We start from the raw sequence: 25,841 nt of genomic DNA on the forward strand, positions 1-25,841 counted from the left end.
CTATCTGCAAGAACAGGCACAGGCGTTCGTGCTCGACCAGCTCGATATTCCCCTCGATGCACAGGCCGACGTCAAGGCCGGTACCATTGACGAGCGCCTCCCCCTCACGCGCTGCGAAGATGCCCTCACCATTTCCCTCCCCGCCAGGATGGAGATCCGTCGCAACACCACCGTCTACCTCAAGTGCGAGGGAGACAAATCCTGGGATCTCTATCTACCGGTCCGGGTCAGCATCCAGAAACCCTATGTCACCGTCGCCGTCCCGGTTGCCAAGGGAGATATTCTGAGTGAACCCATGCTGACCCTGGCATACCAGGATCAGACCCTGATCCGTGGCGACTACCTTACCGACCCGACCGCCCTCATCGGGGTACGCAGCAAGCGTGAGCTCAAACCGGGTCAGCCAATCAGGCTCACCCAGGTATGCGTGGTCTGCAAGGGGGACCAGGTCACCCTGAGCGCCGAAAACAGCAGCATGCAGATCAAAACCATGGCCCGCGCCTTGCAAGATGGCAGCTTCGGAGACATGATCCGGCTTGTCAACACGCGCTCGGGCAGAACGGTGCAAGGCCAGGTCAGTGCTGTGGGCTCCGTGGTCGTTACATTCTGACACATGAATGCACTGCGCAATTTTTTTCTAAAGTTCTGACCGCCGTCACCGATATACAGGTAAGCGAACAGTAAAGCAGACGAAGGTAAACCTTATGGCTATCAACAATATCAACAACTTGGCTAACAACCGCCTGCAAAACAGCGGCAACAGCCAAGGTGTAGCCACCAAGTCGGCGACCTCCAGCGAGAGCAGCCGTGCGACGACCGTCAAGAGCGACTCTGTCTCCTTGACCAGTGAGGCGCAGCAATTGCAACAGATGCAGAAGACCCTCAACACCGCCTCCACCGGTAACGAGAGCCGCGTCGAGAGCCTGAAGAAGGCCGTGGCCAGTGGGGAGTACAAGGTCAACAGCGAAGCCGTGGCCAGAAAGATGTTCAGCTTCGAAGCCGATCTGGATAAACGGTTGGGATGATGGACCTCCCTTCGCTGCTGCGCGCTCAGGACGACAACCTCTCCCAGATGCAAGGCTTGCTGGCAGAGGAGTTCGACCTGCTCAAGGCTCACCGGGCCCTTGCCTTGCCGGCACTCGCCGATCGCAAGCAGCAACTGCTGGTGGCCATCGAGACGCTGGACAAGACTCTAGCGGAGCTACCCGACCTGCAGCAACAGCTGGGCGCCTTCCCGACCCAATTGCAGGCCCTGCAAGCCAAGCTGGAAGCCTGTCAGGAGCAGAACAACCTCAATGGACGTCTGCTCGAACTCAGCATTGTTTCCAATCGCCGTCTCGCCAGCTTCCTCAGCAAGCTCAGAGACAGCAGCTCCCTGACCTATGACGCCAAAGGCAATACCCGCTCAGGCACCCGCTCTTTCGGGATCAAGGCCTGATCTCCTCTCCCCCTTCGGGCTTCCTCTCCTTTTGGGCCCCTAGTCAGAGCACCAGCTGCATCAGGGTTTCTCCATCCTTGCAGGCATGGATGCTCATGCAGCCCTCGTCATAGCGCCCATAACTGGCCACCCACTCGCCCCTTGGAAAACAGATAGACCCCGGGTTCATCAGGAAAATCTCTCCCTCCTGGCGCAGCACAGGCACATGGGTATGACCGCTGATGAACAGGCTCCCTGCTGGCAGGGGCACGTTGCCGGGCTCATAGAGATGACCGTGGCTGACAAACCAGCGCCGCCCATCCACCAGCAGCTGGTTGTAGGGCGCCGTGATGGGGAAGTGGAGCAGCATCTGGTCCACCTCCGAATCACAATTGCCACGCACCGCCATGATGCGGGGGGCCAGCTCGTTGAGCCTTGCCGCCACGGCGGCAGGATCATACCCCGCCGGCACCGGATTGCGCGGCCCGTGATTGAGCAGATCCCCGAGCAGCAGATAGTGATCAGGCTGCCAGGGAGCGAGTTGCGCCAGCACCTGCTCGAGGGCAGTCAGACTGCCGTGCAGATCCGAGATAATGGCAATCTTCATTCCACACTCCTCATGGCTGGCTGAAATAGAGATCCTTGGTGGCGATGGCGCCCTTGAGGTTGCGGCTCGGCAAGCCGCGCAGTGCCGGGTCCACCAGTCGCATCTGGTTGTAGTGATAGACGGGGATGACGGGCACCTCCTCCATCAGCAGTTGCTCGGCCTGATGATAGATCCCGGACCGGGCGTTGGCATCCAGGGTCTCGGAAGCCTGCTGCAGCAGACCATCGAAGGCGGGGTTGCAGTAGCCGCTCTCGTTCTGGGGATCCTGGCAGCGGAAACTGCCAAGCATGGACGACGGCTCGACATAATCACCAAACAAAAATGAACGAGCCAGCATGAAATCACCACTGTCCTTGGCGACCTGATAGGCATTCCACTCCATGTTGTTGAGGGAGACTTCGACCCCCAGCGGTTTCCACATGGCCGCCACCGCCAGGGCCAGCTTCTTGTGGTTCTCCGACGTGTTGTAGGTCAGCGTCAGCCTGAGGGGATGGGCGCTGTTGTAGCCCGCCTGGGCCAACAGCGCGGCGGCCCGGGCCAACCGGGTCGGCTGGTCTTCCCGGGAGAGGGGGATATCCAGCTCGTCATAACCCGGCATGGCGGGCAGCAGTGACCAGGCAGAGCGCTCCCCCTGGCCGCTCACCTTCTCGGTCAGCAGGTGGCGATCGATGGCCATGGAGAGCGCCTGACGCACCCGCACATCCTGCAACTCGGGGCGATTGAGATTGAAAGTGTAAAGATAGGTGCCAAGCAGCGGCAGACCCCAGATCCGCTCCGGTGCCTCCTGCATGGTCTTCTGGTAGTACTCCAGCGCCACCTTGTTGGTAAGCTGGATCTCCCCCGCTTCGTAACGCAGCCGCTCCCCATGCTGGGAAGCGAGCGGCAGGTAGGTCACCCGCTGGATCCGGGTATGGGCGTCATCCCAGTACTGGGGGTTGCGTTCGGCTTCGATGCGCTCGTTCACCACCCAGCTCGCCAGCTTGTAGGGGCCATTGCTCACCATCTTGCCTGGCTGGGTCCACTGCTTGCCAAACTGGGCGATGACCCGCTCGTTGACCGGCACGAAGGGGCGCTGGCTGACCAGTTGCAGGAAATAGGGAACGGGGCGCTCCAGGGTCACTTTCAGGATCTGGTCGCTTTCTGCCTCCACCCCCAGGGCATCGAGGTCGAGCGCCCCGGCATAGATGGACTGGGCATTGTTGATGCCGGTCGCCAGCAGCAGGCCGGCGGAGGGGGAAGCCTGCGCCGGGTTCAGCAGCCGCCGCCAGGCGTAGACGAAATCCCGGGCGGTGAGGGGCTCGCCGTTGGACCATTTGAGCTGGGGACGCAGGAAGAAGCGCCACACCAGCCCATCCTCGCTGGTCTCCCAGCGCTGGGCCTGGGCGGGCACTATCTTGCCCTGACCATCCTCGCTCACCAGCCCCTCGAACAGGTCCACCAGCACCACCTCCCCCGGGAAACCGGAGCGGATCAGGGCCGGATCGAGGGACTCGGGTTCGGCGCCATTGCCCTTGACCAGGGTCTGCCTGTCCGACAGCACGGGCTGCTGCACCACGGTAGTGGCCTGAAGCGGCGGCACCGCCATCAACCCGAACAGCAAGGGAGAGAGCCAGCGGCGGGCTGGCCTGGCGGCGAAACGGTAAAACATGACATCAACCTCGTTCAATTCTTTTGACTGCAATGGGGGGAAGGCCGGCGGCGCGCCTGGAATCGAATGCATCATGCCGCGCTTGTTATCCCCGAAGACGACCCGTATTGTATCGGGCCTGCCCGATAGAGGGAGTCTTTCGGGCTATTTTTTTCAAGGTTTTATGACGACACGGCCGCCACGGGTGGGCGCAATCGCCAGAAGGCGCACTCCCCTGCCTCGTTGGCAATCGGCCCGGGGCGATGTGTCGCCTGCAAGTCCGGTTGTCGTCTACCGTTTCAGGGGTCTTTATGGGTTACGAATGGCTGGCGCTGGCTGCCGCCAGTTTATGGGCGATCGCCGCCCTCATCTCCGTCAAACCGGCTCGCCATCTGGGGGCCTTTGCCTACAGCCGCTGGCGGATGTTCCTGGTCAGCCTGATGCTGGCCAGCGCAAGTCTGGTGACGGGAGGCTGGCAGACCCTCACCGAGAGCGCCCTTCCCCTGCTGGCCCTCTCCGGCCTCATCGGCATCTTCGTCGGCGACACCGCCCTCTTTGCCTGCATGAACCGGCTCGGCCCCAGGCGCAGCGGTCTGCTCTTCTCCTGCCACGCCCTCTTCTCCGCCCTGCTCGGGCTCTGGCTCTTTGGCGAGCGGCTCGATGGTTGGCGCCTGCCAGGCGCCTTGCTGGTCCTGGCCGGGGTCATGCTCGCCATCCTGTTTGGTCGTCGTGGCGACAACCAGCAGAACGAATGGGAGCAGGTGCGCGGCCGCCTCGTGGTCGGCATAGCCCTTGGCCTCACCGCAGCCCTGTGCCAGAGCCTCGGAGCCATCATCGCCAAGCCGGTGATGATGAGCGGCACCGTGGACGCGGTGAGCGCTTCCGGCGTGCGCATGGGCAGCGCCCTCTTGGCACACTGCGTCTTGCGGGCACTGCGCCTGCCGCTCGCCATGCCGCACAACCCCATCAACCGGCAGGTGCTCGGCATGATAGGCATCAACGGATTTCTGGCGATGACGCTGGGAATGACCCTGATCCTGGTGGCCCTGCGTCAGGGAGATGTGGGTATGGTGGCCATCTTGTCTTCCACCACACCGGTCATTCTGCTGCCCTTGCTGTGGTGGCACTCGGGGATGCGTCCCTCGCTCCCCGCCTGGGCCGGAGCCCTGCTGGCCACCCTGGGCACGGCCCTGGTGCTGGGAATGGGGAACTGAGCCCCGTCTATCCTCCAGGAAGGACCAACACGCCCATCGGCGACACTGAGCCGCCGATGCTCCCCCGTGCCGGACAGGGAGAGAGGCGATCGCGCCCCTAGAACAGGGCCACTTCCTCTTCGGTCAGCTCCCGGTATTCCCCCGGTGCCAGCTCATCGTCAAGAGCCAGATCGCCAATGCGTTCCCGATGCAGCCCGACCACCTTGTTGCCGATGGCGGCGAACATCCGCTTCACCTGGTGATACTTGCCCTCGTGGATGGTCAGACGTGCTTCCCGCTCGTCAAGGATTTCCAGCTCCGCAGGGCGGGTCTTGTCGTTCTCGTTGCGCAGGTAGATACCGTCGGCAAAGAGCGAGATGGCCTCTTCACTCACGGGATCAGCCAGCCAGACATGGTAGGTCTTCGCACACTCGTGCCGGGGCGACGTGATGCGATGGGACCACTGGCCGTCATCGGTGATCAGCACCAGCCCGGTGGTATCGAGATCGAGGCGCCCCACCACGTGCAGTTTGCCCATGGCCGGCTCGTCGAGCAGGTGGAACACGGTGGCGTGGTCCGGGTCCTCGTTGGAGCAGACATATCCTTCCGGCTTGTGCAGCATGAAGTAGCGATTCTGCAGGTTCAGGGTCAAGGTCACACCGTCAAACTCGATCTGGTGTTGCTCATTGATGTGAAAGGCGGGCTGCTTGACCAGCACGCCGTCTACCAGCACTTCCCCCTGACGGATCAGCTTGCCCGCCTGGGAACGGGTCAAATCGGAGCAATCGCAAAGAAATTTGTCGAGCCGCATGCAAAAACCTCGGAATCCATCATGATTGGGGGCGACATTATATCGGTCAGACCCGACAACACCAGTACTAAGCGACAGGGACTCAAGATGGCGCCTGACGCCATGATGTGCCAGTGATAGACTGCCGTCAGCAGACCGACATCACACATAATAATAAGCCCAGGATGTACCCATGAAGCCGACGAAGTCTCACCCCGTCATCCCCGTCAGCCAGCTAAAACCTGGCATGTACGTCATTGCCATTGCCAGCCAGACCGGCGCCATGGAGATTGCCCAGACCGGCATGGTGACCAACCCCCAGCAGGTGGAGGCGCTGATCCGGCGCGGCGTGCTGACGGTGCGTGTGGATCTTGCCCGCAGCAAGCTGCCGGGAGGGGGCTCGGCAAGCCCGGCGGATGTGGTGACAAACGGGGCGGGCTCCTCTCGTCAGATCGGCAGTGGTGAAGGGCGCGAGCTCAAGATCCGTCGGCTCTATCAGGAAGCGCGCGAACTGCAAGGCAAGTTCATTCGCCATCTCAAGGCCGGAGAGCCCATCGACATCACGCCCCTTGCCGCCGTGGCCGAAGAGATGGTCGATACCATGTTCACCCACGGCGATGCCATGCTCTGTCTGGCGCGGATCCGTGCCAAGGATGCCTACCTGATGGAGCACTCCATGAATGTCGCCATCCTCCTGGCGAACTTCGGCCGCTACCTGGGGCTGGATCGCAGCGTCCTCAAGGAGCTGACCCTCGGTGGCCTGCTCCACGACGTGGGCAAGATCATGACCCCGGACGAGGTGCTCAACAAACCGGGCAAGCTCACCGATGAGGAGCTGGAGGTGATGCGCGAGCACGTGGTCCACAGCCACGACATCCTGGCCGCCACCGCCGGCATCACCCCCATCATGCTGGAGGTGGCCGCCAACCATCACGAGCGGATCGATGGCACCGGCTACCCGCGGCGCCTCAAGGGGGATCAGCTCTCCCTCTACACCCGCATGAGCGGCATCGTCGATGTCTACGATGCGGTGACGGCAGACAGGGTATACAAACAGGGCATGCAGCCAACCCAGGCGTTTCGCATTCTGCTCAAGGGGGTTGATCTGCATTTTGATGCCGACCTGGTAACCAGGTTCATCAAGTGCATGGGGGTCTATCCGGTGGGTACCCTGGTGCAGCTCTCCAACCAGCGCCTGGCCATCGTGATGCAGCGCAACGAACAGCAACCGCTCAAGCCCGTGGTCAAGGTGATCTATCACGCAGGCCATCGCCATTATCTCGAGGTGCAGTGGCTGGATCTCGCCAAAAACGGGGTTCAGGAGACCATAGAGAGCACGGTGGACCCCAAGGAGTTTGGCATCAACCTGGCCAACTTCGTCTAACCTATCCGGCTTGTTGGCGGCTGCTCGCGGCAATGGCGAATCAGGAACTCCTCATCCAGCGGGGAGAGATCGAAGCGCAGGCAGGCCTCTTCGATGGCCCGGATGTCGTGTTGATGGTGTTCGCTGAGCCAGCGCACCGCGCGGCGCAAGTCTTCACCATGGGGCAGCAGGGTATGGTCGCTCATGGAATACCTCCGGTCAGCCATCGACGCCAGCCCGTCAATCCGGGCTCTCACTTTTAGCTTAGCCCGCCTGCACTCGCCCGGCAGACACCTGCGCCCTTGACGGTGCCCACCCTGTAGCAGGTATGCTCGACCCCTTCGGCGCCCTGCCGTGCCGGCGCCGCTCAAACAAGGATGCTGCATGCAAACCAAGGACAAGTGTCTGGCCGCCCTGGTCATTCTCTGCTGGGGACTCAACTTCGTTGCCATCAAGTGGGGGCTGGAAGGCATCCCCCCACTGCTGCTGGGAGCACTGCGTTTCGTCGGAGTCGTCTTCCCCGCCATTCTGCTGGTCCCCAGGCCTGCCATGCCCTGGCGCTGGCTGCTGGCCTATGGCGGTGCGATCAGCCTGGGCCAGTTTGCCTTCCTGTTCTGCGCCATGAAATTCGGCATGCCCGCCGGCATGGCCTCCCTGGTGCTGCAATCCCAGGTGGTCTTCACCCTGCTGTTCGCCATGATCTGGCTGGGAGAGCGCTGGCAGCCCCACCACTGGGTGGCACTGCCGCTGGCGGGAGCAGGTCTTTATCTCATTGCCACCCATGGCGAGGGCAACCTCACCCTCATCGGGTTTGTGCTGACGCTGTGCGCAGCCGCCTGCTGGGGCCTTGGCAACGTCATCAATCGCCAGATAGGTCTGCGCTATCGCACCTCTCTGCCGAGCCTGGTCGCCTGGGGCGGGCTGGTGCCCATCCTGCCCTTCTTCGCGCTCTCCTGGCTGTTCGAGGGGCCCGAACTCATCGCGAGCAGCCTGCTCAACATCCGTTGGCAGGGCGTCTTGTGCGTGCTCTATCTCTCGTTTATCGCCACCTGGCTCGGTTATGGCCTGTGGGGGAGGCTGCTGATGCGCTATCCGGTGGCCCAGGTTGCCCCCCTCTCCCTGCTGGTTCCCTGTGTCGGCATGGTGGCCGCCGCCCTGCTGCTCGATGAACACCCCACTCCCCTGCAATGGCTGGGCTCGGGTCTGGTGCTGCTCGGCTTCGTGGTGCATCTGCTGGGGGGCAAGATGCGCTTCTTGAAGACCCAAACCGAGGATTGACCTCGCCCGGGAAACTTCCCATCATGGGTCAGGCCCTCTTGGGCCCACCCCGTTATTTCGGCAGGACGCCATCATCAGGAGAGCAAGGACATGCGTCATCCGTCATTTTCGATCATCCCCTCTTTACCAGGCATCATGCGGGTCACGGCCATGCTGCTCCCCTTCTGCTGGAGCCCGTTCGGCTGGAGTGCCACCCTGCCGGCAGATCTCAAATGGGAGAGCAACGACACCGACCCCGTTTATGCAGACCCCGAGGCCAAGCGAGGCGGCACCTTCCGGGATTTCATGTCGAGCTTTCCGCTCACCTTGCGCAAATACGGGCCGGATTCCAACGGCGGCTTTGCAGCCTACGTGCGCGAGACCAACCTGCCGCTCCTGAGCACCCATCCCGTGACGCGCAATCCCATCCCCATGCTGGCCAATCAGTGGGCTTTCGGTGCGGATAACAAGACGCTCTATTTTCGTATCAACCCCAAGGCCCGCTGGTCGGACGGCCAGCCCGTCACTGCGGACGACTGGGTCTTCACCCTCAAGATGATGCGCAGCAAGGAGATCAACGACCCCTGGTACAACAACTACTACAGCACCCAGATAAGCGAAGTGACCAAGTTTGACGATCACACCCTCGCCATCACCAGCGGCACCGAGAAGAGCCGGGAAGATCTGCTCGAAGCCCTCCCCTTCACCCCGGAGCCCAGCCACGCCATCAAGCTGACCGCCAACTGGGTCAAGGAGTACAACTGGAAGGTGCTGCCGGTCACCGGCCCCTACCAGATTGGCGAGCTCAAGAAGGGCAAGTCGGTTACCTTCGACCGGGTCAAGGATTGGTGGGGGAACGACGAGCGCTACTTCCAGCACCGCTTCAATCCGGATCGCATCGAGATCAAGGTGCTCAGGGATCAGAACATCGCCTGGCAGCACTTCCTGCGCGGTGAGCTCGACACCTTCCCCCTCGTGATGCCCAACTGGTGGCACGACAAGAGCAAGACCGCCGAATTCGAGAAGGGCTATATCGAGCGGCTCTGGTTCTACAACCAGACGCCTCAGCCCCCCATGGGGCTCTATCTCAATACCGCCGATCCCTTGCTGAGCAATCTCGACGTCAGACTCGGCATCCAGCACGCCCTCGCCCTGGACAAGATGATCGCGACCCTGCTGCGGGGGGACTACCAGCGTCTCAACACCTATGGCTCGGGCCAGGGAGATTTCACCAATACCGACCTCAAGGCGCGCCCCTTCGATCCCACCCTTGCTCGCGAATTCTTTGCCAAGGCGGGCTTCACCAAGGCCGGACCGGATGGCATCTTGCGAAACGACAAGGGCCAGCCCCTCTCCCTCAGCATCACCTACACCACGGCGGAGCATGCCCAGCGCCTCACCCTGCTGCGGGAAGAGGCGAAAAAGGCGGGGCTCAACCTCGAGCTCAATCTGATGGATGCGTCTGCCGGCTTCAAATCCATGCTGGAGAAAAAACACCAGAGTGCCTGGATGGCCTGGAGCGGCGGTCGCTATCCCGCCTATTGGGAACACTTCCACAGGGTCAATGCCAACAAGCCCCAGACCAACAACATCATGAACATCGATGACGACAGGATCTCGGCCCTGGTGGAGCAATACGACAAGGCGTTCGATTTCGGCAAGAAGGCCGACCTCTCCCGCCAGATCCAGCAGCGACTCTATGAGCTCGCCAGCTTCGTCCCCGCCTATCAGGTGCCCTATACCCGGGCCGGCGCCTGGCGCTGGGTACGCCTGCCCAAGGTGCCGGCAACCCCCCAGAGCGACTTGCTCTACTGGCCCCTCGACGGCTCCAACTCGGGTTACAGCTTCGGCGGCCTGCTCTGGATTGACGAAGCGGCAAAGGCGCAGACCCGGGCCGCCATCAAAGAGGGGCAGACCTTCCCGCCGGTGACCATCACGGATACCACCTACCAGCAAAAATAGGGCAGCTGGCACCGTCGGCCCCAAAACAAAAGACCCCGCACATTGGCGGGGTCTTTGTTACAACCGGGATGGCACCAGGCAGAGGGCATTCAGCCACGTTTGGCCTGCTTTTGCGCAATGGCATCGGCGACGTCGGCCGGGTCCAGCACAATGCCTTCCTGATCCGGTGTCGGGAACACGGCCACGCAGAGATCATCCTGCTCCATGCCGTCCACCCAGCGATCCAGCCACACCTTGAGGGTAATGGACTGCGGCTTGCACTCGGCCCACTCCCCTTCGGCCCAGGCCTTGGCGTAGTCGGGATGCGGCCATACCGGGATGCAGTCTTCCTCTTCGGTCGTCAGCATCATGACGCCGTGTTCGTCGGTCAGGACAAACAGCTCTTCGTGCTCGACCAGCTTGCTGATGAAGTGATCAAAGCGGTAATCGGCGTTCAGTTGCAGCGCGGCATTGCGCTCGGTGTCGCTAAGTTCATAGCTCATCGGTCAAGTCTCTCGTTCAATAAAGGGCGACATGTTCACATCTTGCCGACCCCTTGTCCAGCAGGAGTAATGGGTCATCCGTCTTTCCATCACCTCACCCCAGCTCGGGGGTCAACAGCCGGAGTCCCGCGGTCTCACCCAGTCGCTCCCTCAGCCAATAGGCGGACTCCACCTCCACAAAGCAGAGCTGATCCCTCCCCGCAGCGACCCCCACCATGATCTGCTCAAGCCGTGCTTGCTGGGCGGCACTCCAGGCAGCAACCAGCTTGCCGTCATGGGCCTCGTCCACCACCTCGCGGCGCAGCTCGAACAGGTTATCGGTGATCGGGCTGTTTATCTTGCTCGGGTGGCGCCAGTACATCTGCAGGTTGTCCAGCATCTCCTCATCGTAGCTTGCCAGCGCATCGAGCTCCGGCGTCTCTTTGCTCTGGGCCGCGAACTCGCACCAGCCTGCCGACAAGATAGCCAGACTCTGGGCATTCTTGCCATGCTGGCGCAGGGTTGTCACGTCTTCCCCACGAATGGCCGGCAGCCAGAGATCTCCTTGATGTTGCGCCAGGAGAGGGAGCAGCAAGGAGGGAGCATAAACAGGAAAACGGGGACCCAGAGAGTGCAGCAGAGAGACCAGAGTAACAGTGATCATGAGACGCGCCTTGAACAAGATGACCTGGCATCACGCCTGGTCATGAGGGTGAACGAGGGTGCCATTCTAGCATGTTTGCCTTGCTGGGGGCGTTTGCGTCCAGCCGGGCCGGTGATAGATAGCGTCCAAAAAAGCAGCGTTTGAACCAGAGCGGCCCCGATAAAGGCCAATTGTTTGAGCCAGCGCCCACTAAAGAGGCACCGGGGATGCTAGGTTGCATACATCTTTAGCGTAAGGAGTGCATCCATGAGTGGGATCAACCAGGTTTCTGACGATTTTGTGAATGAGCTGAAAATACTGGCGTGTTTTGATCCGGCCAACATGAGCCTGGGGATCAAGCTGCGCAGCGACATGTCGGAAGCGCTTTGCCAGGCGGCAGCGCGCCTGCACAGCCAGGGCCTGATCACCGCGGCAGATGGCGGCTATCTGACCCCTTTCGGCATGACCATGCTGGAGCATCTCCAACACCTGCTGGTCGCACTCAAGCCGAATTGAGCGGTTGTGGTGCCCAGAGCGAGAAGTTGAGCAACTCCCAGCGCTCTCCTTGTCGCAGCAGACAAGCAAACAGCAAAGGACCTTCGGGTCCTTTTATCTTGCCATCGACCAGCCACTCTCCCGCCCGTTTTGGCACCGGCTGTACCCTGATCTCATCGGGTTTCACCGCGTTTCCCAGACGAACATGTACAAACTGTTGACACACGGACACGGCATCATTCACCGCAGGATCCGGCGTTGGCGGGCTGGCCTGACCGGTCAACGCCACGGTCAGCAAGAGGGAGGAGAGCAGGGTCATGACGCGTATTGAGAAGCCATGAAAACAAAAAGCCGTGGCACCAGAGGTACCACGGCTTTCTTAAATTCTGCAAGAATTACAGAGCAGTTACGTTCTCAGCCTGCGGGCCTTTTTGACCTTGGGTCACAGAGAACTGTACGCGCTGACCTTCAGCCAGGGTACGGAAACCGTTACCTTGGATGGCGCTGAAGTGAACGAAAACGTCCGGGCCGTTTTCTTGCTGGATGAAGCCAAAACCTTTGGTTTCGTTGAAAAACTTAACGGTACCGGTGATCATGTTAGACATATCTTTAAACCTGTATTCAAAATAATTACTTATGCTTTTCAGCGGGTAAAGCTCAAAAAACGGGATTACTTATGAACAACAGGAAAAGATGTAAAACATCATATTCATTGACATAACTATCGCCCTTTCAAGCTGGTTGAGATTATACGTGCCTTTGTCGATTACGCAAACAAATTTGTACCCCGCCAGCGGCGGGGTACAGCGGTTTAGACCTGTGCCGACTCCAGTGCCTGAACCAGGGCTTTGAGGAAGCGAGCCGCCTCTCCACCGGTGCAGGCTCTGTGGTCAAACGTCATCGACAGAGGGAGTGCACGCACCGGGCGCGCCTCGCCGTGGATGAACACCACCTTCTCGAACAACTTGCCCGCTCCTATGATGGCCACCTGGGGTGGTGTGACGATGGGGCTGGCGTAACGGCCAGCGATGGCGCCAAAGTTGGTGAGAGTGATGGTCGCCCCCTGCAACATTTCCCGCGGTACGGCACGGGCTTTCACATCGGCGATCATCCGATCCAGTCCCTGCCGTATGTCAGCCTGGTCCCGCTCTGCCACGTTCTCCATCACGGGCACATAGAGCCCATGTCTGGAGTCGACCGCAATGGCCACGTTGACCTCCCTGAACAGGCGCCGCGACAGGGTCTCTCCGTCAAACCACGCGTTCATGGAGGGTTCGGCCCGACACGCCACGCCGATCGCCTTGATGAGGCGCACCGTCACATCTTCATCCGGGCGCCAGTGGCGCAAGTCCACTTCGTCGGTGATGCTCACCGGAACCACAGTCCGGTGCGAGAGCTCCATCGCCTTGGCCATGGCCCGGCGCGAGCCTTTCAGGAATTCGTTGCCGCTCTCCTGCTGGGCCTCGAACGCCTGTTGCACATCCTGCTCGGTCACCATGCCAGCGCTGCCGGTTCCCTTGACCTTGTCGATGTCCAGCCCCAGTTTTTGCGCCAGCAGACGGACCGCTGGCATGGCTTGCACCAGCGTGCCGCCGGGCGCCATGGCCCCCACCACGAAATGATCCTCGATATGCTGCTGATGGGCGCTGACCTTGCCAACGACGGTGCCGTCATCCTCGCCCCCTTCAAACTCCACCAGCGGTGCCCCGATGTGGAGGATGTCCCCCTCCTGCCCGCACAATCTGGCGATGACCCCGGCCACCGGTGAGGGCACATCCACCAGCGCCTTGGCTGTCTCCACCGACAGCAGTACCTGATCTACCTGCACCGTATCACCGGCGCTCACCTTCCACTCGACGATCTCGGCCTCGGCCAGTCCTTCGCCCAGATCCGGCAATTTGAAAAATTTCATGACCTGCTCTCCCTCTGCTGGGACATCACCAAACATTGACAGACACCATGGAGCCCTGTGGCCCTGGCACTTGCGTATCCGTACCTGTCGAGCGTCATAGCCACTGGTTCTCCATCAGTTGCCGAGCCGCCTGCGCGATCTCCTGCTCGGTGATGAGGTAATACTCCTCGTTGCGATAGTAGGGGACGGCGGCATCCACGCCGGTGAGGCGTCTTGGCGGCGCCTTGAGGGCAGTCATCGCCTCTTCGGTCACCTGGGACACGATTTCGGCACCCACCCCGAAACTGCCACAGGCTTCGTGTACCACCAGCAGCCTCCCGGTCTTGCGTACCGAGGTCAGGATGCTCTCCATGTCCAGGGGTTTGATGGTGGCAAGATCCAGCACCTCGCACTGGATGTCCTGCTCCGCCAGCAGGTTCGCCGCCCGCATGACTTCCTGGATGCAGGCACCCCAGGCCACCACAGTGATGTCCCGGCCGGGACGCAGGGTGAAGCAGACATCCAGCGGCAGGCCGACGCCGTCATCCACCACATCCGACTTCATGGAGCGATAGATGCGATCCGGCTCGAAGAACATCACGGGATCCGGATCCCGAATGGCCGACAGCAGCAGGCCGTAAGCCCGCTTCGGGCTCGAAGGGATCACGACCCGCAGCCCGGGGATATGGGCAAACAGGGCCTCGACGCTCTCGCTGTGGTGCTCGGGTGAATGGATGCCGGCGCCGTAGGGGGAGCGGTAAACGATGGGACAGGTGACGCGGCCACGGGTCCGGTTTCGCATCCGTGCCGCCTGGCAGATGATCTGCTCCATGCCCGGGAAGATGAAGCCCTGGAACTGGAATTCGGCCACGGGTTTGAGCCCCTGGGTCGCCATGCCCACCGCCACCCCGGCGATGAGTCCTTCGGCCAGCGGCGTATCGATAACTCGCTTGAACCCGAATTTATCGCGAAGCCCCACAGTGGCGCGAAACACACCGCCGTTGACCCCCACATCCTCCCCCAGTACCACCACATCAGGATCGCGTGCCATCTCGTGGTGCAATGCCAGATTGATCGCTTCGAGCAGCGTGATATCGCTCATAGTCCCTCCCCGCTCTGCTGCATGCCCTTGGCGATGATGCGCTTGCGCTGGGCAAGATAGGCCTTCGGCAGCTCGGCAAACTGGTAATCGAGCAGGGTCTCCGGCGCCTGGGGCGTGATGGCCTCGTAGGCGGCAACGGCGCGTTCCACTTCCCGGCCCGCCTCTGCCAGCAGCGCCTGTTCCTGCTGCTCGTCCCACCAGCCCCGTTCAAACATGAACTGGCGCAGCCGCTTGACCGGCTCCCTGGCCCAGGCCGCTTCCACCTCGGCGCCGTCACGATAGCGAGTCGCATCATCGGCGGTGGTGTGATCCCCGAGCCGGTAGCTGACGGCTTCGATGAGCGTCGGCCCCTTGCCGCTGCGAGCCCGCTCGACGGCGGCGCGGGTCGCCTCATAGACCGCCACCACGTCATTGCCGTCCACTTGGAGGCTGCGCACCCCGGCCCCTATGCCCTTCTGGGCCAGGGTGGGCGCGCTCGACTGCAACTTGCGCGGCACCGAGATGGCCCACTGGTTGTTGTTGATGATCATCACCATGGGGAGATGCCAGACACCGGCACAGTTGAGCCCCTCGAGAAAGTCTCCCTTGGAGGTGCCGCCATCGCCGATGGTCACCACGGCGACCCTGGGCTGGTTGCGCAGCTTGAAGGCGGCCGCGATGCCGGCAGCATGGGTGATCTGGGTGGCGATGGGAACGCAGATGGGCAAGTCTTCCGACAACTCGCCATCGGCCTTGTAGAAGACGCTGCCCCGTTCATCGCCGCCCCAATACTGCAGGTTCTGCTCCATGGGCACGCCCCTCACGTAGAGAGTGGGCATGTCCCGGTAGTAGGGCACATAGACATCCTCTGGCTGCATCGCGAGCCCGACCCCGATCCCCACCGCTTCCGCCCCGAGATGGGAGGGAAAGGTGCCGAGTTTGCCGGTTCGCTGCAGTGCTATCGCTTTCTTGTCGTAACTGCGCACCATCACCATGTTGCGGTAGAAGGTGTGCAGCATCGCCTTGTCCAGCCAGGTCGGCAGTGTCGCGACCGGGCGCCCCTCCTCATCGAGGTAACGAAGGAAGGGGATGTCGACATGGGTCATAACTGGCTCCTTGCCGTTGTCAGCGTCACCACCATGAGGTGACATTTAAAATGTAAACAACATGTTAACCAAAGGGCAACGAGATTCATCCAGGTAAGACCAGTAGAAACTTCTTTTATTTTCGAAGGTAATCGGAATTTTCGGCGAGCATAAACAAAGAAGGGAGCCTGTTCAGGCTCCCTGTCATATCGAGTTCGGGATCATACCCATCACCGCCATGCTGCTTGCCACCGCCCGTGGCGCAGGATCAGCATGACAAAAAGGCGTCAATTCACTCCCACAAACGGGTGGGTACCACCAGCAACATGGTGCGCTGTCCGATGGCCACGTTGGCGTTGGGGAAGACCACCGCCTCCCGCGGTTTCTCTACCCTGTATTGCCGATCCCCATCTTCTGCCAGCACAAAACCCTGGGGAAATTCGGTGAAATTGTCCACATCGCTGGCAAACAGGAAGCGGAACTGCTCCGACTGCTTGTTGATCACCCGATCTATGGCAAAAAGGGTGAAGTCATCGGCTCGCCATGGCTCGAGGGCCACCTCATCCTGGGTCACCAGCTCCTGCAATGTCTGGCGCACCTCGATGAAGCGGGTCATGTCGTTTTCACCGAAGGGCCGCACCTTGCCCAGCTCCACCGTAAAGGCATGGGCGCCGTGCTGGTGCGAGCTGTAATAGCTGAAGGTGGTGGTCGGGCCGCTCGAGAGTAGTATGGTGCGCACGCCGCAGGCACCGAGGAAACGTACCTGCTCCTTGCAGTGGGGGCGTTCGTGGGGAAAAGGATAGACGGCAAACTTCTCGTGGCGCGAGCCGCGAATGGCGGTATGGAGATCGTAGTGGTAACGGGGCCTGGCCGAGTCGGCAAAGAAGCGGCTCACATACTGCTCCAGACGCATGGCGCGGATGCGCTCCCGGTTGCACAGCCCCTCCCCCTTGCTGTGGGCGCCCGAGAAGAGGCGGTTCATGTTCTCTTCCACCTCCCTCACCCCCTGGTTCATGGCGGCAGGGTTGCCAAAGAGGAAGAGCACCCGGTGACGAACCTTGAGCTCCTCTGCGAGCAACCGGGTCAGCAACCGGTTGCAGATCTCGATGGGGGCTGTCTCGTTGCCGTGGATGCCGCAGGAGAGGACGATGTCCTTGTGCCCGGGTTGCCCCGCCTCGGAAGCGGGTTCCAGGCAGATCACGCCGGTATCCCACACGCTCACCCGGGTACCGTTGGTCAGATTGAAGGCGAAAGGCTCGAGCTGCCACTCATGGCGGCGCGTCAGGGCCAAAAAGTCATGCTGGGGAATCATCCGTCTCACCCTTTAGTCTGGAATGCCATGGCCGGATTATACGCAAGGCAACCGGGCTTAAAATCAGTTTTTAAACAAATTCAAACAGTAAGGATACAAAAATGGCGAGAATGAGTGACAACTCATGCAACAGGATCAAGCGGGGGGAAACACGGGAGAGGGAAAGTGGTGAACGGGTATCGGCAGGTGAAGACAGCATGCCTTCGGCAGACGGGTGGGCAGCATGCCCCTGGGATCAGCAGAAAAACAAGGCATCCATGCCCGGCTGATCAACCACGCCAGAACGGCTTGGTGGTCTCTTGATAGCGGTCGGCTTCGTTCAGACCGATGTCCTTGAGCAGGTAGGCGGGCAGCTCGGAGAGCTGGCGACGGCTGCGGCTGCGTTCCAGCCAGGTCAGGACGGTCATCTTGACGCGAGCAACCAGATTCGATTCGCTGGAATGCTGGTAACCGGCTTCGGTATAAGTCATGTTGGCCATGATATGGCTCCTCTCTCTCGTTCTGCGCAAGGCTCGGATTTGATGCGCAAAGCTTAGTCAGGGCGGGGAGGTGCCTCAATTGACGAATTTTGATACATGACATTAGTAAAAGTAATGGTTGATATCGCCAGGGCAATAACCATAACCATATGATTTTAAAATGAAATAATGCAGAAACTTTCCCCCTGGCAGCCTGACAGCATTTTCTCCTGCGCCACCCACTTCTAACTATGCACTTTCCCACGCTAGCTATGCACGGCACGACGCCGAGTCAGCAGGTTGCAAACTCTCGGTCACCAGGGTTTGTTAACAAATAGATCGCAACAAGATCGTTATTTAACAAAAAGATACGAACAGGCAACCTGAACCGGATGCCCCCATGTCACCCCCATCGTCAGGGTGGCACCGGACACTTGGCACCCTGCCATCATACTGGTATGGTTATTTATACAGTAGTTTATCATGCTGCCTCCCCACACTGCCCCAATATCATGCTGAACAGGGGAGCGGCACACACACAGGATCTGCCGATGGACACCTTTACCCCCACCGCCGCCCTGCGTCAACAGATGGCCCTGCTGGAGGCGTCGCTGGCACGCCTTGCCCGGCAACTGGGCCAGCTCGAGCTGCTGGAGGCTCATGTCTATCCCCTCCCGGCCGTGGCCCAGGGGGAAGAGCATGAGCCCATCGAGGCCATCGAGGTGGGCTATCTCTCGGGCGAGGCGGCCCTGGCCGCCACCCTCGCAGCCTTTCAGGACCACAGCGCCCGCCCCGGCTGCTCCACCAAGGCGACCCACCGTCTGCCCGGCTGGCTGCGCTTTCCTGCCGCCTGCGCCAGGGAGCTGGCCCCCGTCATCGAGGAGATCAACGCGCACAAGCTCGCCTTCAAGGCCATGGTGCAGGCGGCGGGCGGGCGGGACGAGAAGTTCGAGCTGGTGCACAGCGCCCTGCCCGGTGTCATCACCCTGCAGGTCTATCGCAAGCTGACCTGGCTTCAGGGGGATCTCCATTCGCTGGGCTTCACCTGGGCCGACAAGCAGAGCATCAGCCGCCTCAGCCGGGAGCAGGTACTGGAGATGCTGGAGCGAAGCCGCCGGTATGTACCGGCGCTCTTTGACAACGAAGAGTGGAGCAAGATGGTGGATCAGGAGGTATACGACATTCGCCGCCTGCCGGCGGATGCCGCCCTGCGGATCCGCAGGCCGGTCAAGACCCACCCCATGATCAACCTGCTCTGGCAGGACCGGGAGCCCCGCAAGCAGCAGATCAAGGCGAGCCTTCCCCTGCTGCTCTGCTCCGATACCCAGCCGGCCGTCACCCATCTGGGCCACTACCCGCCCAAGCTGCGCCAGGCACGCCGGGATCGCAAGATTGGCGGTGACCCCATTATAGAGCGGCTGCACCTCTACCTCTATCAGGGGTAGCGCAGGCTCGGCACCGCCACAAACGACAAGGGGAGCATCCGTGATGCTCCCCTTGTCACATCGGGCGACAGCCCATCGCCGTCAGCTCATCAGCAGTGCCCGCAGGCTCTCCACATCCAGCCCCTTCACCTCGGACTGGCCGCTCAGGAGGCCGTCGGCCAGTGCCCGCTTCTCGTCGTGCAGCGCCACTATCTTCTCCTCCACCGTCTGCTCGCACACCAGGCGATAGACGGTCACCGGCTGGGTCTGGCCCATGCGGTGCGCCCGATCGCTCGCCTGATCCTCCACCGCCGGGTTCCACCAGGGATCGAGGTGCAGCACGGTGTCGGCCTGGGTCAGGTTGAGGCCCGTCCCCCCCGCCTTGAGGCTGATGAGGAAGAGTGGCACCGTTTCGTGGCGAAAACGAAGGATGGACTCCTGACGGGACTTGGCCGAGCAGCCCCCATCCAGATAGCAGTAGTCCCACTGCCGCTGTTCGATACGGCTGCGCAGCAGGCTCAGCAGATCGACAAACTGGCTGAACACCAGCACCCGGTGGCCACCATCGATGGCTTCGTCCAGCAGCGCCATCGCCTCGTCCAGCTTGCTGCTGGTCTGGGACCACTCCGGCATCACCAGCTGGGGGGAGCAGCAGAGTCGGCGCAGCCGGGTCAGGCCGCTCAGCACATGCATCAGGGCACGGCCATCGGCGCTTTGCACCTGCTGCACCACCTCGCGCCGGGTCGCCTCGTAGAGCTGACGCTCCTCGGGAGAGAGGCTGATGTGATGGATGATCTCGGTCTTGTCCGGCAGCTCCGTCAGCACCTGCTGCTTGAGGCGGCGCAGGATGAAGGGGCTGATCACCGCCCGCAGCATCGCCATGTGCTGTGGATCCTTGACCGCCTTGCCAAAGCGGCGCTTGAACTCCCCGAGGCTCCCGAGCAGGCCGGGGTTGATGAAGCTGAACAGGCTCCACAGCTCCCCCAGATGGTTTTCGATGGGGGTGCCGGAGAGGGCGAGACGAAAATCCCCGTCGAGCTGGAACAGCAGCTTGGCGCGCTGGGTACCGGCATTCTTGATCTGCTGTGCCTCGTCCAGCACCATGCTCGACCAGCGGCGGGACTTGAGCGCCTGGGAGAGACTGCCGAGCATGCCGTAGTTGACCAGGACGATCTGTCCGGCCCTGGCCCCCTGGATCAGGGTCTCCCGCTCGGCGGGATGGTCGAACACCACCACCTCGAGCTCGGGGGCAAAGCGGGCCACCTCCTCCTGCCAGTTGGTGACCACTGACTTGGGCACCACCACCAACGCCGGGCCCAGGTGCTGGCGCATGCGCAGCACGATGAGGGCCTGCAAGGTCTTGCCAAGGCCCATGTCATCGGCCAGACAGGCGCCAAAGCCGTGATGGGCCAGGGTAGCCATCCAGCGTACCCCCTCCTTCTGATAGTCCCGCAGCGCCGTCAGCAGCTCGGGGGGACAGCTCACCTCCTGCTGCCACTCCTGCTGAAGGTTCTGCCAGGCGGCATCCCCCTCGGTGGTGATGACGGAGAGCAGGCGGGCCAGCGGATAGGCCAGCTTGTTGTTGATGCGCTGCTCGTCGTCCAGCATGGCGCCAAGCACGGTGAGACGTTCAACCAGCTTGTCGCTCAGCATCAGGCTGGTCTTATCGTCGAGCTGCACCGTGCGCTGGCCCGGGGTCAGCTGTCGCAGGATGAGGCGAAGATCGAGGATCTGATGCTCGTCCAGCGAGAGCTCTCCTTCCACCTGGAACCAGTCCTGACGCCGCTCGATACGCAGGCTCAGGGCTTCTTCATCGAGGCTCTTGAGGCGGGCGCTGTCCTGGTGCCAGTGCACCACCACACCGGCGTCCACCAGCTCGGGCAGGGCGTTGACCAGGGTGAGCGCCTGCTCCCCGTCCAGCTTCCACTCGTTGCCGGGCAGGCCGATGGGCAACTGGTTGCGAAGGCGCTGGGCCTCGTCCTTCTCGGCAGCCAGATCCCGCTGCCAGTAGTGATACTCCAGGATACCCTGGCGCACAATGGCCTCCCCCTTGCCCAGAGGCAAGGGAGGCAGGTCCCCATCCCGGGTCACCAGCTGGACCACGAGCTGCCCCTCCTGCCAGTCGAGCAGGACGGAGGGAACGCCGGGCCAGGGGGCCAGCTCGGCATTGCCCCTGAGGCCCGCCACCTGGCTGTGCCAGGGGAGATCGGGGATCGCATCCAGCGTGCGTTGCAGCTCCTCGAGCCCGGCCGGCGGCAATGCCGGAATGGCCTCCAGGGCCGGTAGTCTGTCCAGCAGCGCCTGCGGTGTCAGAATAAGCTGCCACAAATCCTGAGCCAGAGGGACGATGTGCGCACCGCGGGCGGCGGGAGCAGGATGTAGTCTGGCACTCATGCCCTCCCCGCTCTGTACCAGTTGCAGCAGGGGGGCGCTGACGGCCAGTTGCAGCTTCTGCCCCTTGGCATTGAAGAGACGAGGATGGTTTGCCAGGGGCACCCAGGCATCCCGGGGCAGCTTGTCCATGTTGCGCGGCAGGGTACGCACCAGTGCCCAGTCCGCCTCATCCAGCAGGCTGGCGTACTGGGTGGAAAGCAGGGCAGGATCGACCCTTCGCCCGGCGGTCCACTCCCCCTTGGTACTCTGCTTCTGGATCTTGCACTCAAGCTCTGGCCCCTCCGCGTGGAGCAGCCAGACCAGCCGCTCCCGAGGCTTGCGCACCCCACTCGAGCGTCCCAATCCCTGCAGCCAGTTGAGCCAGCTTGCCGAGGCGGGGGCCTTGCCTTCCCCCTCGGTGGCATCCTCTTCCTCTCCTTGAGCAGGACGCAACGCGCGCAGGGGCCAATGGGCGGCCTCCCGGCCAAGCAGGAGTCGCAGCAGATCCTGGCAGAAGACCATCAGGCGATGCCGGGGCTCGGCGTCCAGCACGTGAGAGAGGTCCCACTTGTGCAAGATGGTCACCTGGGGGCTCTGCTCGCCATGGCGCGCCAGGGCGCAGAGATCGAGCCAGAGGTAACCCCAGTGGAGCTCCTCCAGCGGCAGTTGCAGGGTATCGAACAGGCCGACCGCCTGGCCGTGGCGATCACCGGCCCACTGCCCCAGCAGATCGGCCAGCAGGGGGGAGTGATTGCCCAGACTGCGCTGCCACTTCTTGCGCTGCTCGCTCCCCTGCACCGGATCTGCCTGTTGCAACCAGCCGAGCCAGAGCAGGGCGCTGAACATCCGGGGCCAGGGCGACGCCTCTTGCCCCTGCCACTGGCCAAGCGCGCCCAGCAGCCGCTCGGCCAGGGGTTGCTCATCCCCCTGCTGCGCCAGTTGTTGCAGTGCAGGCCAGTGAGTGGTTACCTCGCCGCCAAAGGGGCCGCAGAGCCACTCCCATTCTTGGGCGCGAGCCTGGATCTGGCCAGAGAGCGCCGGGGAGCAGGAGGCGACCAGCGTTGCCAGCGGCCAGCCCTCGTCAGGCTCAGCATCAAGCAGGGCCTGCAGGGCGAAGTGCTCGAGCAGCAGGGCCTGCCAGGCGGGGCTGGAGCCTGCCAGCAGGCGGTGAGCATCGGCGAGATCCAGGAGGCTCAGGAGTTCGGCACTCTGGTAATAGGCCGGGATCTGCCCCGCCTCCCCCAGACAGAGCTCGCGCACCACCTCCTGTGCCCGCTCCAGGCCCGTGACCGAGGGGATGCGGGACCACTGCGGCATGGGGCACTCCCCCGCACGCACCGCCAGGATCAGGGTCAGGGTTCCCTCTGCCGTCAGACTCCACTGCTGCTCCGTTCGTTGACGGACAAGCCCCCACTGCTGCAACTGTTCGAGGGTGTCGAGCAGCGCACGCCCGGGTGCGCCCGGGGCATAGAGGGTGTCTTGCAGGTAACGAGTGCTGGCGGCGCGCTGCAAATGCAGCTCGCACAGCAGGGCATGGCAATCTGAAGAGAGGGTGAAGGCTGACATCAGAACTCACGGGCAAGTGCAAAGGCGGAATTTTAACGGGAAAGCGGCGGCGGCTCGACCCTTAAGCGCGAAATAGTGCAAAAAAGCTGGCGCCTTTGATGGGTACGCGAGCGACAGGGCTGACAGGGCACTCGCCCCTGCCACCGGGCAACGGGCCGCAGGAGGGGCTCGGTCATCAAAAAAGGCGCCGCAGCGCCTTCTGGAACCAGATTGTTGGCTCAGCCTTCCAGCCGGGCCAGACGGGCTTCCACCCCCTGCAACTGCCCCTTGAGGTGCTCGACCTCTTCTTCGAGCGCTGCCAGTCTGTCTGCCGCCGGTGACACAAGGTTGCCAGCGGGCGCTGCGTCGGCCAGCGCCTGCAGATCCACCTCGCCACTGAACAGGTGCGCGTAGCGGGATTCCCGCTTGCCCGGCTCACGGGGCAGCTTGACCACATAGGGCCCCCGTTCGATGAGGGTGGCCAGCACGGCATCCACTTCGGTCACATCGTCAAAGCTGCACAGCCGGTTGGTGCGCGAACGCAGCTCACCCGGGGTCTGCGGGCCACGCAGCAAGAGTTCGCAGATAATGCCGAGCTCCTGGGCCGAGAACTTCAGCTCGCCGAACTCGGTATTGCAGAAACGATGCTGATAGCGGGGCACCCGGGCGTTGAAACCGGCGGTATTGACCACCAGACGGCGGCGGATCAGCTCGTCGATCACGGCACGAATATCCAGCTCGGCGAGCTCCAGCACGGGTTCCCGGTTGCTCTTCTGGTTGCAGGCATTGACCAGTGCATTGAGCGAGAGAGGGTACTGATCCGGCGTGCAGATCTCTTTCTCAATCAGGCAGCCGATCACGCGGGCCTCTAATGGGCCTAGTACTATCTCCATGTCATACTCCCTTGCCAAACAAGACGTTAAGACGGTTATCTTAACCAAGGCGCTTGCGCCGTCCAGCAGATAACCCCATTTTTGCGAGCCGATGAAACCCTTGCTGCAACCTTGTACAGCAAAACGGTCGCGGTGCGCGGGCGAGGTGAACGGATGGCCGGGAACCTCTTTGGCAACCAGCCCCCTCCCACTTCAACGAGGCGGGCACAAAAACCATCACGGCCGCAAAGGCGGCCGTGATGGTAGACAGGTTGAGACGGCCCTCACGAAGAGGGCTTGCGCTCCAGGGTCGCGGCCACCTTTCTTGCGGCCGACACGGTGAGCAAAGGCTCACCCGGATAGAGCATCAGGGCGCTTGCCCGCAGGTTGTCCGCCTCCGCCGTGCGCCCGAGGGCATTGAGGGCGATCACCATGTTGGCGTAGATGTTGGCCCTCGGGGTATGGCGCACAAAGGCCTGCCCCCAGTCGAGGTAGGCTTCAAGCTCCGCCTTGTTGTTGGCCTGCAGACCGACCATGAGGCGCACCGCGTTCACGTCGAACTCCACACGGGTCAGCCAGGCCATGGGGTTGACGATGTCGAGCAGGAGCGCAGGCTGCTTGTAACCGCCCCGCTCATACTTGGTCACCACCCAGGCGGTATGCATGGCGGTCAGCATGAAGGGGATGACAATCAGGGGAATGGCGATGGCCATGAAGCGCAGCAGCAACCAGGGGCGGCACAGATGGTCGCGCCAGTTGCCGTAGTCTTGCTCCTCCACCTCCGCATCCATCGCATACAGGAGCAGCAGCAGCGCCCACCACAGAGCGATGGCGTGGTAGAAGGGGTACTCGGTCTGGGTGTGCAGCAAGATGGGGGTCAGCAATGCAAGCAAGGCGGCGCCCTTGACCCAGCCCGCCCGGCTCAGACGCCACAGCAGGGCCCCGCCCATCAGCACCATGCCCAGCATGGGTGCCAGACCCCCTTCCACCGCCCAGTAGAGAAACTCGTTGTGGGGGTGATCCAGGTTGTACTCAATCTGCACCATGGCCGAGTTCAGCGCCTTGTCGGCCATGTAATGATGGAGAAACACCGACTCGAAGCTGCCATAGCCCCAACCGGTCCAGGGCATCTGGGCAATCAGCTTGGCGGCGTAGGGCCAATAGATGGAGCGCATGCCGCCGGACTGGTAGATCTCCAGCCCTCGTCTGGCTCCGGCCATCAGGTATTGCGAAGCCAGCCCGATCAAGATGCCCAGCGCTACCAGCGCGAGCATCCTGCCCAGCAGCCGCTCACGACCCAACTGGGCAGACAGCAACAAGAGAGCCATCATGCCGCCCAGTTGCCCAACCCGCGATTGCAAGATGACCAGCAGCAGGGAAGTGGCCAGGATCACCCCATAGCGCAACCCCTTGAGCCAGGGGTTGGCATCACCGCGCAGCTCCAGCCAGATGGCCAGTGACAGGCCGGTCGCCATGAAGCTCGCCATCACGTTGGGTTGCTGGAAGATGCCATAGGGGCGGTTGGTCTGGGTGTCGTACCCAATCCAGTTGCCCGGCACCAGCAGGTAATACTGCACCAGGCCGAGCAGCGCCTCGATGGCGACGGCCCCCAGCAGCAGATAGAGCAGCCTGTCTCGCGCCTCGCGGCCGAATCGCCACTGATAGAGGCTTGCCAGAAACAGCAGGCCGGCAAACAGCCCCAGCAGCCGGGGAATGGCATAGTCCTTGAGCTCGAACCCCGGATAGGCCATGGGCAGCAACAACAAGATCCCCCCCAGCCACTGGGCAGTCAGCAGCGGCGAGACCACCAGTCGCTGGCTGAGGGTCACATGCCACAGCCCCAGGGCCATCACCAGGCTGGCGAAGATCCAGCCCCAGGCATTGAACGGCAGATAGAGCCCTGCCCCGCCCGGGTTGTGCATGAAAAAATGCATGCCAAGCAACCAGTACAAGACTGATGTTCCCCAAAAAACCTTTTGAACCAA

At 62.1% G+C, this 25,841-nt stretch carries 25 protein-coding genes; 9 read left to right on the forward strand and 16 right to left on the reverse strand.

Annotation, left to right across the window (positions count from 1 at the left end; translation table 11 throughout):
• Positions 1-4: 4 nt before the first annotated feature.
• From flgA to AB5Y54_RS09925, 3 genes are all read left to right on the forward strand, one after another.
• A complete protein-coding gene (gene flgA / locus AB5Y54_RS09915) occupies positions 5-610 on the forward strand; it encodes a flagellar basal body P-ring formation chaperone FlgA (protein ID WP_029314756.1) in 606 nt (201 codons plus the stop codon).
• Between the two features lie 94 nt (positions 611-704).
• Positions 705-1,025, forward strand: a complete 321-nt coding sequence (gene flgM, locus AB5Y54_RS09920) for a flagellar biosynthesis anti-sigma factor FlgM (protein WP_042864123.1) — start codon at positions 705-707, stop codon at positions 1,023-1,025.
• Positions 1,022-1,438 carry a flagella synthesis protein FlgN gene (locus tag AB5Y54_RS09925; protein ID WP_039040232.1) on the forward strand — a complete coding sequence of 139 codons (417 nt, stop codon included), beginning with the start codon at positions 1,022-1,024 and terminating at the stop codon, positions 1,436-1,438. The genes flgM and AB5Y54_RS09925 overlap by 4 nt, the downstream gene beginning before the upstream one ends.
• A 43-nt stretch (positions 1,439-1,481) precedes the next feature.
• Here the strand turns inward: AB5Y54_RS09925 and yfcE are convergent, their stop codons facing one another.
• Together yfcE and AB5Y54_RS09935 are read right to left on the reverse strand one after the other, a co-directional pair.
• Entirely contained in the window at positions 1,482-2,024 is a 543-nt protein-coding gene (yfcE, locus tag AB5Y54_RS09930; RefSeq protein ID WP_042017538.1) for a phosphodiesterase, read from the reverse strand.
• Positions 2,025-2,034: 10 nt separating this feature from the next.
• Positions 2,035-3,672, reverse strand: coding sequence for a peptide ABC transporter substrate-binding protein (locus tag AB5Y54_RS09935; RefSeq protein ID WP_039040230.1), 1,638 nt, complete (start codon positions 3,670-3,672; stop codon positions 2,035-2,037).
• Between the two features lie 290 nt (positions 3,673-3,962).
• On the opposite strand from AB5Y54_RS09935, the gene AB5Y54_RS09940 reads away from it, so the two are divergent.
• On the forward strand, positions 3,963-4,865 hold the full coding sequence (locus AB5Y54_RS09940; protein ID WP_010675302.1) for a DMT family transporter: 903 nt from the start codon (positions 3,963-3,965) through the stop codon (positions 4,863-4,865).
• A 97-nt stretch (positions 4,866-4,962) separates the two neighbouring features.
• On the opposite strand, the gene rsuA is transcribed toward AB5Y54_RS09940, so the two are convergent.
• Positions 4,963-5,655, reverse strand: coding sequence for a 16S rRNA pseudouridine(516) synthase RsuA (rsuA, locus tag AB5Y54_RS09945; protein WP_039040228.1), 693 nt, complete (start codon positions 5,653-5,655; stop codon positions 4,963-4,965).
• A 172-nt stretch (positions 5,656-5,827) separates the two neighbouring features.
• Here rsuA and AB5Y54_RS09950 point away from each other — a divergent pair, with 172 nt between their 5' ends.
• Complete coding sequence (locus AB5Y54_RS09950; RefSeq protein WP_041214868.1) at positions 5,828-7,018, forward strand: HD-GYP domain-containing protein; 1,191 nt, start codon at positions 5,828-5,830, stop codon at positions 7,016-7,018.
• Here the strand turns inward: AB5Y54_RS09950 and AB5Y54_RS09955 are convergent.
• Entirely contained in the window at positions 7,015-7,203 is a 189-nt protein-coding gene (locus tag AB5Y54_RS09955) for a hypothetical protein (RefSeq protein ID WP_042017535.1), read from the reverse strand. The genes AB5Y54_RS09950 and AB5Y54_RS09955 overlap by 4 nt on opposite strands.
• A gap of 178 nt (positions 7,204-7,381) precedes the next feature.
• On the opposite strand from AB5Y54_RS09955, the gene AB5Y54_RS09960 reads away from it, so the two are divergent.
• A complete protein-coding gene (locus AB5Y54_RS09960) occupies positions 7,382-8,275 on the forward strand; it encodes an EamA family transporter (protein WP_010675306.1) in 894 nt (297 codons plus the stop codon).
• 90 nt (positions 8,276-8,365) lie between these two features.
• Positions 8,366-10,216, forward strand: coding sequence for an extracellular solute-binding protein (locus AB5Y54_RS09965; RefSeq protein WP_368153573.1), 1,851 nt, complete (start codon positions 8,366-8,368; stop codon positions 10,214-10,216).
• 89 nt (positions 10,217-10,305) lie between these two features.
• Here the strand turns inward: AB5Y54_RS09965 and AB5Y54_RS09970 are convergent, their stop codons facing one another.
• Together AB5Y54_RS09970 and AB5Y54_RS09975 are read right to left on the reverse strand one after the other, a co-directional pair.
• The gene (locus tag AB5Y54_RS09970; protein ID WP_010675308.1) at positions 10,306-10,698 is read right to left on the reverse strand and encodes a DUF2750 domain-containing protein; all 393 of its coding nucleotides are present in this window, start codon (positions 10,696-10,698) and stop codon (positions 10,306-10,308) included.
• Positions 10,699-10,792: 94 nt separating this feature from the next.
• Complete coding sequence (locus tag AB5Y54_RS09975) at positions 10,793-11,341, reverse strand: hypothetical protein (protein WP_368153576.1); 549 nt, start codon at positions 11,339-11,341, stop codon at positions 10,793-10,795.
• Positions 11,342-11,587: 246 nt separating this feature from the next.
• Here AB5Y54_RS09975 and AB5Y54_RS09980 point away from each other — a divergent pair, with 246 nt between their 5' ends.
• Positions 11,588-11,836: a TIGR02647 family protein gene (locus tag AB5Y54_RS09980; RefSeq protein WP_010675310.1), complete on the forward strand. Its 249-nt coding sequence runs from the start codon at positions 11,588-11,590 to the stop codon at positions 11,834-11,836.
• Here AB5Y54_RS09980 and AB5Y54_RS09985 read toward each other — a convergent pair.
• The 7 genes from AB5Y54_RS09985 to AB5Y54_RS10015 all read right to left on the reverse strand — a co-directional run bounded on the left by AB5Y54_RS09985 (position 11,823) and on the right by AB5Y54_RS10015 (position 17,663).
• Entirely contained in the window at positions 11,823-12,134 is a 312-nt protein-coding gene (locus AB5Y54_RS09985; protein WP_089503662.1) for a hypothetical protein, read from the reverse strand. The genes AB5Y54_RS09980 and AB5Y54_RS09985 overlap by 14 nt on opposite strands.
• 76 nt (positions 12,135-12,210) lie before the next feature.
• Entirely contained in the window at positions 12,211-12,420 is a 210-nt protein-coding gene (locus AB5Y54_RS09990) for a cold-shock protein (protein ID WP_005302803.1), read from the reverse strand.
• A gap of 206 nt (positions 12,421-12,626) precedes the next feature.
• Positions 12,627-13,727, reverse strand: coding sequence for a dihydrolipoamide acetyltransferase family protein (locus AB5Y54_RS09995; RefSeq protein WP_324044540.1), 1,101 nt, complete (start codon positions 13,725-13,727; stop codon positions 12,627-12,629).
• Between the two features lie 94 nt (positions 13,728-13,821).
• Positions 13,822-14,808 carry an alpha-ketoacid dehydrogenase subunit beta gene (locus AB5Y54_RS10000; RefSeq protein ID WP_042864128.1) on the reverse strand — a complete coding sequence of 329 codons (987 nt, stop codon included), beginning with the start codon at positions 14,806-14,808 and terminating at the stop codon, positions 13,822-13,824.
• Positions 14,805-15,893, reverse strand: a complete 1,089-nt coding sequence (gene pdhA, locus AB5Y54_RS10005; RefSeq protein ID WP_039040221.1) for a pyruvate dehydrogenase (acetyl-transferring) E1 component subunit alpha — start codon at positions 15,891-15,893, stop codon at positions 14,805-14,807. Before pdhA ends, AB5Y54_RS10000 begins: the two co-directional genes overlap by 4 nt.
• Positions 15,894-16,164: 271 nt before the next feature.
• Positions 16,165-17,184 (reverse strand): succinylglutamate desuccinylase, encoded by a 1,020-nt coding sequence (gene astE / locus AB5Y54_RS10010; protein ID WP_368153581.1) that lies wholly within the window; start codon positions 17,182-17,184, stop codon positions 16,165-16,167.
• Between the two features lie 269 nt (positions 17,185-17,453).
• Positions 17,454-17,663: a DUF1127 domain-containing protein gene (locus tag AB5Y54_RS10015; RefSeq protein WP_010675316.1), complete on the reverse strand. Its 210-nt coding sequence runs from the start codon at positions 17,661-17,663 to the stop codon at positions 17,454-17,456.
• A 530-nt stretch (positions 17,664-18,193) separates the two neighbouring features.
• Between AB5Y54_RS10015 and AB5Y54_RS10020 the strand changes: the two genes are divergently transcribed.
• The gene (locus AB5Y54_RS10020) at positions 18,194-19,087 is read left to right on the forward strand and encodes a DNA replication terminus site-binding protein (RefSeq protein ID WP_143237768.1); all 894 of its coding nucleotides are present in this window, start codon (positions 18,194-18,196) and stop codon (positions 19,085-19,087) included.
• Positions 19,088-19,168: 81 nt separating this feature from the next.
• Here the strand turns inward: AB5Y54_RS10020 and AB5Y54_RS10025 are convergent, their stop codons facing one another.
• The 3 genes from AB5Y54_RS10025 to AB5Y54_RS10035 form a co-directional block, all read right to left on the reverse strand.
• Positions 19,169-23,005 carry a DEAD/DEAH box helicase gene (locus tag AB5Y54_RS10025; RefSeq protein WP_368153584.1) on the reverse strand — a complete coding sequence of 1,279 codons (3,837 nt, stop codon included), beginning with the start codon at positions 23,003-23,005 and terminating at the stop codon, positions 19,169-19,171.
• Positions 23,006-23,223: 218 nt separating this feature from the next.
• Positions 23,224-23,877 (reverse strand): YceH family protein, encoded by a 654-nt coding sequence (locus tag AB5Y54_RS10030; RefSeq protein ID WP_368153587.1) that lies wholly within the window; start codon positions 23,875-23,877, stop codon positions 23,224-23,226.
• Positions 23,878-24,140: 263 nt separating this feature from the next.
• The gene (locus AB5Y54_RS10035) at positions 24,141-25,790 is read right to left on the reverse strand and encodes a Wzy polymerase domain-containing protein (RefSeq protein ID WP_368153590.1); all 1,650 of its coding nucleotides are present in this window, start codon (positions 25,788-25,790) and stop codon (positions 24,141-24,143) included.
• Positions 25,791-25,841 lie beyond the last annotated feature (51 nt).

Origin of the sequence: Aeromonas sp. s9, assembly GCF_040907765.1 — a bacterium.
GTDB lineage: Bacteria > Pseudomonadota > Gammaproteobacteria > Enterobacterales > Aeromonadaceae > Aeromonas > Aeromonas caviae.

Coding starts and splice junctions, on each gene's coding strand:
- yfcE (WP_042017538.1), bottom strand. CDS start 2,024: ATGAAGATTGCCATTATCTCGGATCTGCACGGCAGTCTGACTGCCCTC.
- AB5Y54_RS09940 (WP_010675302.1), top strand. CDS start 3,963: ATGGGTTACGAATGGCTGGCGCTGGCTGCCGCCAGTTTATGGGCGATC.
- AB5Y54_RS09925 (WP_039040232.1), top strand. CDS start 1,022: ATGATGGACCTCCCTTCGCTGCTGCGCGCTCAGGACGACAACCTCTCC.
- astE (WP_368153581.1), bottom strand. CDS start 17,184: ATGATTCCCCAGCATGACTTTTTGGCCCTGACGCGCCGCCATGAGTGG.
- AB5Y54_RS09990 (WP_005302803.1), bottom strand. CDS start 12,420: ATGTCTAACATGATCACCGGTACCGTTAAGTTTTTCAACGAAACCAAA.
- AB5Y54_RS10000 (WP_042864128.1), bottom strand. CDS start 14,808: ATGAGCGATATCACGCTGCTCGAAGCGATCAATCTGGCATTGCACCAC.
- rsuA (WP_039040228.1), bottom strand. CDS start 5,655: ATGCGGCTCGACAAATTTCTTTGCGATTGCTCCGATTTGACCCGTTCC.
- AB5Y54_RS09980 (WP_010675310.1), top strand. CDS start 11,588: ATGAGTGGGATCAACCAGGTTTCTGACGATTTTGTGAATGAGCTGAAA.
- AB5Y54_RS09965 (WP_368153573.1), top strand. CDS start 8,366: ATGCGTCATCCGTCATTTTCGATCATCCCCTCTTTACCAGGCATCATG.
- AB5Y54_RS09985 (WP_089503662.1), bottom strand. CDS start 12,134: ATGACCCTGCTCTCCTCCCTCTTGCTGACCGTGGCGTTGACCGGTCAG.
- AB5Y54_RS09960 (WP_010675306.1), top strand. CDS start 7,382: ATGCAAACCAAGGACAAGTGTCTGGCCGCCCTGGTCATTCTCTGCTGG.
- AB5Y54_RS10015 (WP_010675316.1), bottom strand. CDS start 17,663: ATGGCCAACATGACTTATACCGAAGCCGGTTACCAGCATTCCAGCGAA.
- AB5Y54_RS09955 (WP_042017535.1), bottom strand. CDS start 7,203: ATGAGCGACCATACCCTGCTGCCCCATGGTGAAGACTTGCGCCGCGCG.
- AB5Y54_RS10025 (WP_368153584.1), bottom strand. CDS start 23,005: ATGTCAGCCTTCACCCTCTCTTCAGATTGCCATGCCCTGCTGTGCGAG.
- AB5Y54_RS10035 (WP_368153590.1), bottom strand. CDS start 25,790: ATGCATTTTTTCATGCACAACCCGGGCGGGGCAGGGCTCTATCTGCCG.
- AB5Y54_RS09950 (WP_041214868.1), top strand. CDS start 5,828: ATGAAGCCGACGAAGTCTCACCCCGTCATCCCCGTCAGCCAGCTAAAA.
- AB5Y54_RS10030 (WP_368153587.1), bottom strand. CDS start 23,877: ATGGAGATAGTACTAGGCCCATTAGAGGCCCGCGTGATCGGCTGCCTG.
- AB5Y54_RS10020 (WP_143237768.1), top strand. CDS start 18,194: ATGGACACCTTTACCCCCACCGCCGCCCTGCGTCAACAGATGGCCCTG.
- pdhA (WP_039040221.1), bottom strand. CDS start 15,893: ATGACCCATGTCGACATCCCCTTCCTTCGTTACCTCGATGAGGAGGGG.
- flgM (WP_042864123.1), top strand. CDS start 705: ATGGCTATCAACAATATCAACAACTTGGCTAACAACCGCCTGCAAAAC.
- AB5Y54_RS09970 (WP_010675308.1), bottom strand. CDS start 10,698: ATGAGCTATGAACTTAGCGACACCGAGCGCAATGCCGCGCTGCAACTG.
- AB5Y54_RS09995 (WP_324044540.1), bottom strand. CDS start 13,727: ATGAAATTTTTCAAATTGCCGGATCTGGGCGAAGGACTGGCCGAGGCC.
- AB5Y54_RS09935 (WP_039040230.1), bottom strand. CDS start 3,672: ATGTTTTACCGTTTCGCCGCCAGGCCAGCCCGCCGCTGGCTCTCTCCC.
- AB5Y54_RS09975 (WP_368153576.1), bottom strand. CDS start 11,341: ATGATCACTGTTACTCTGGTCTCTCTGCTGCACTCTCTGGGTCCCCGT.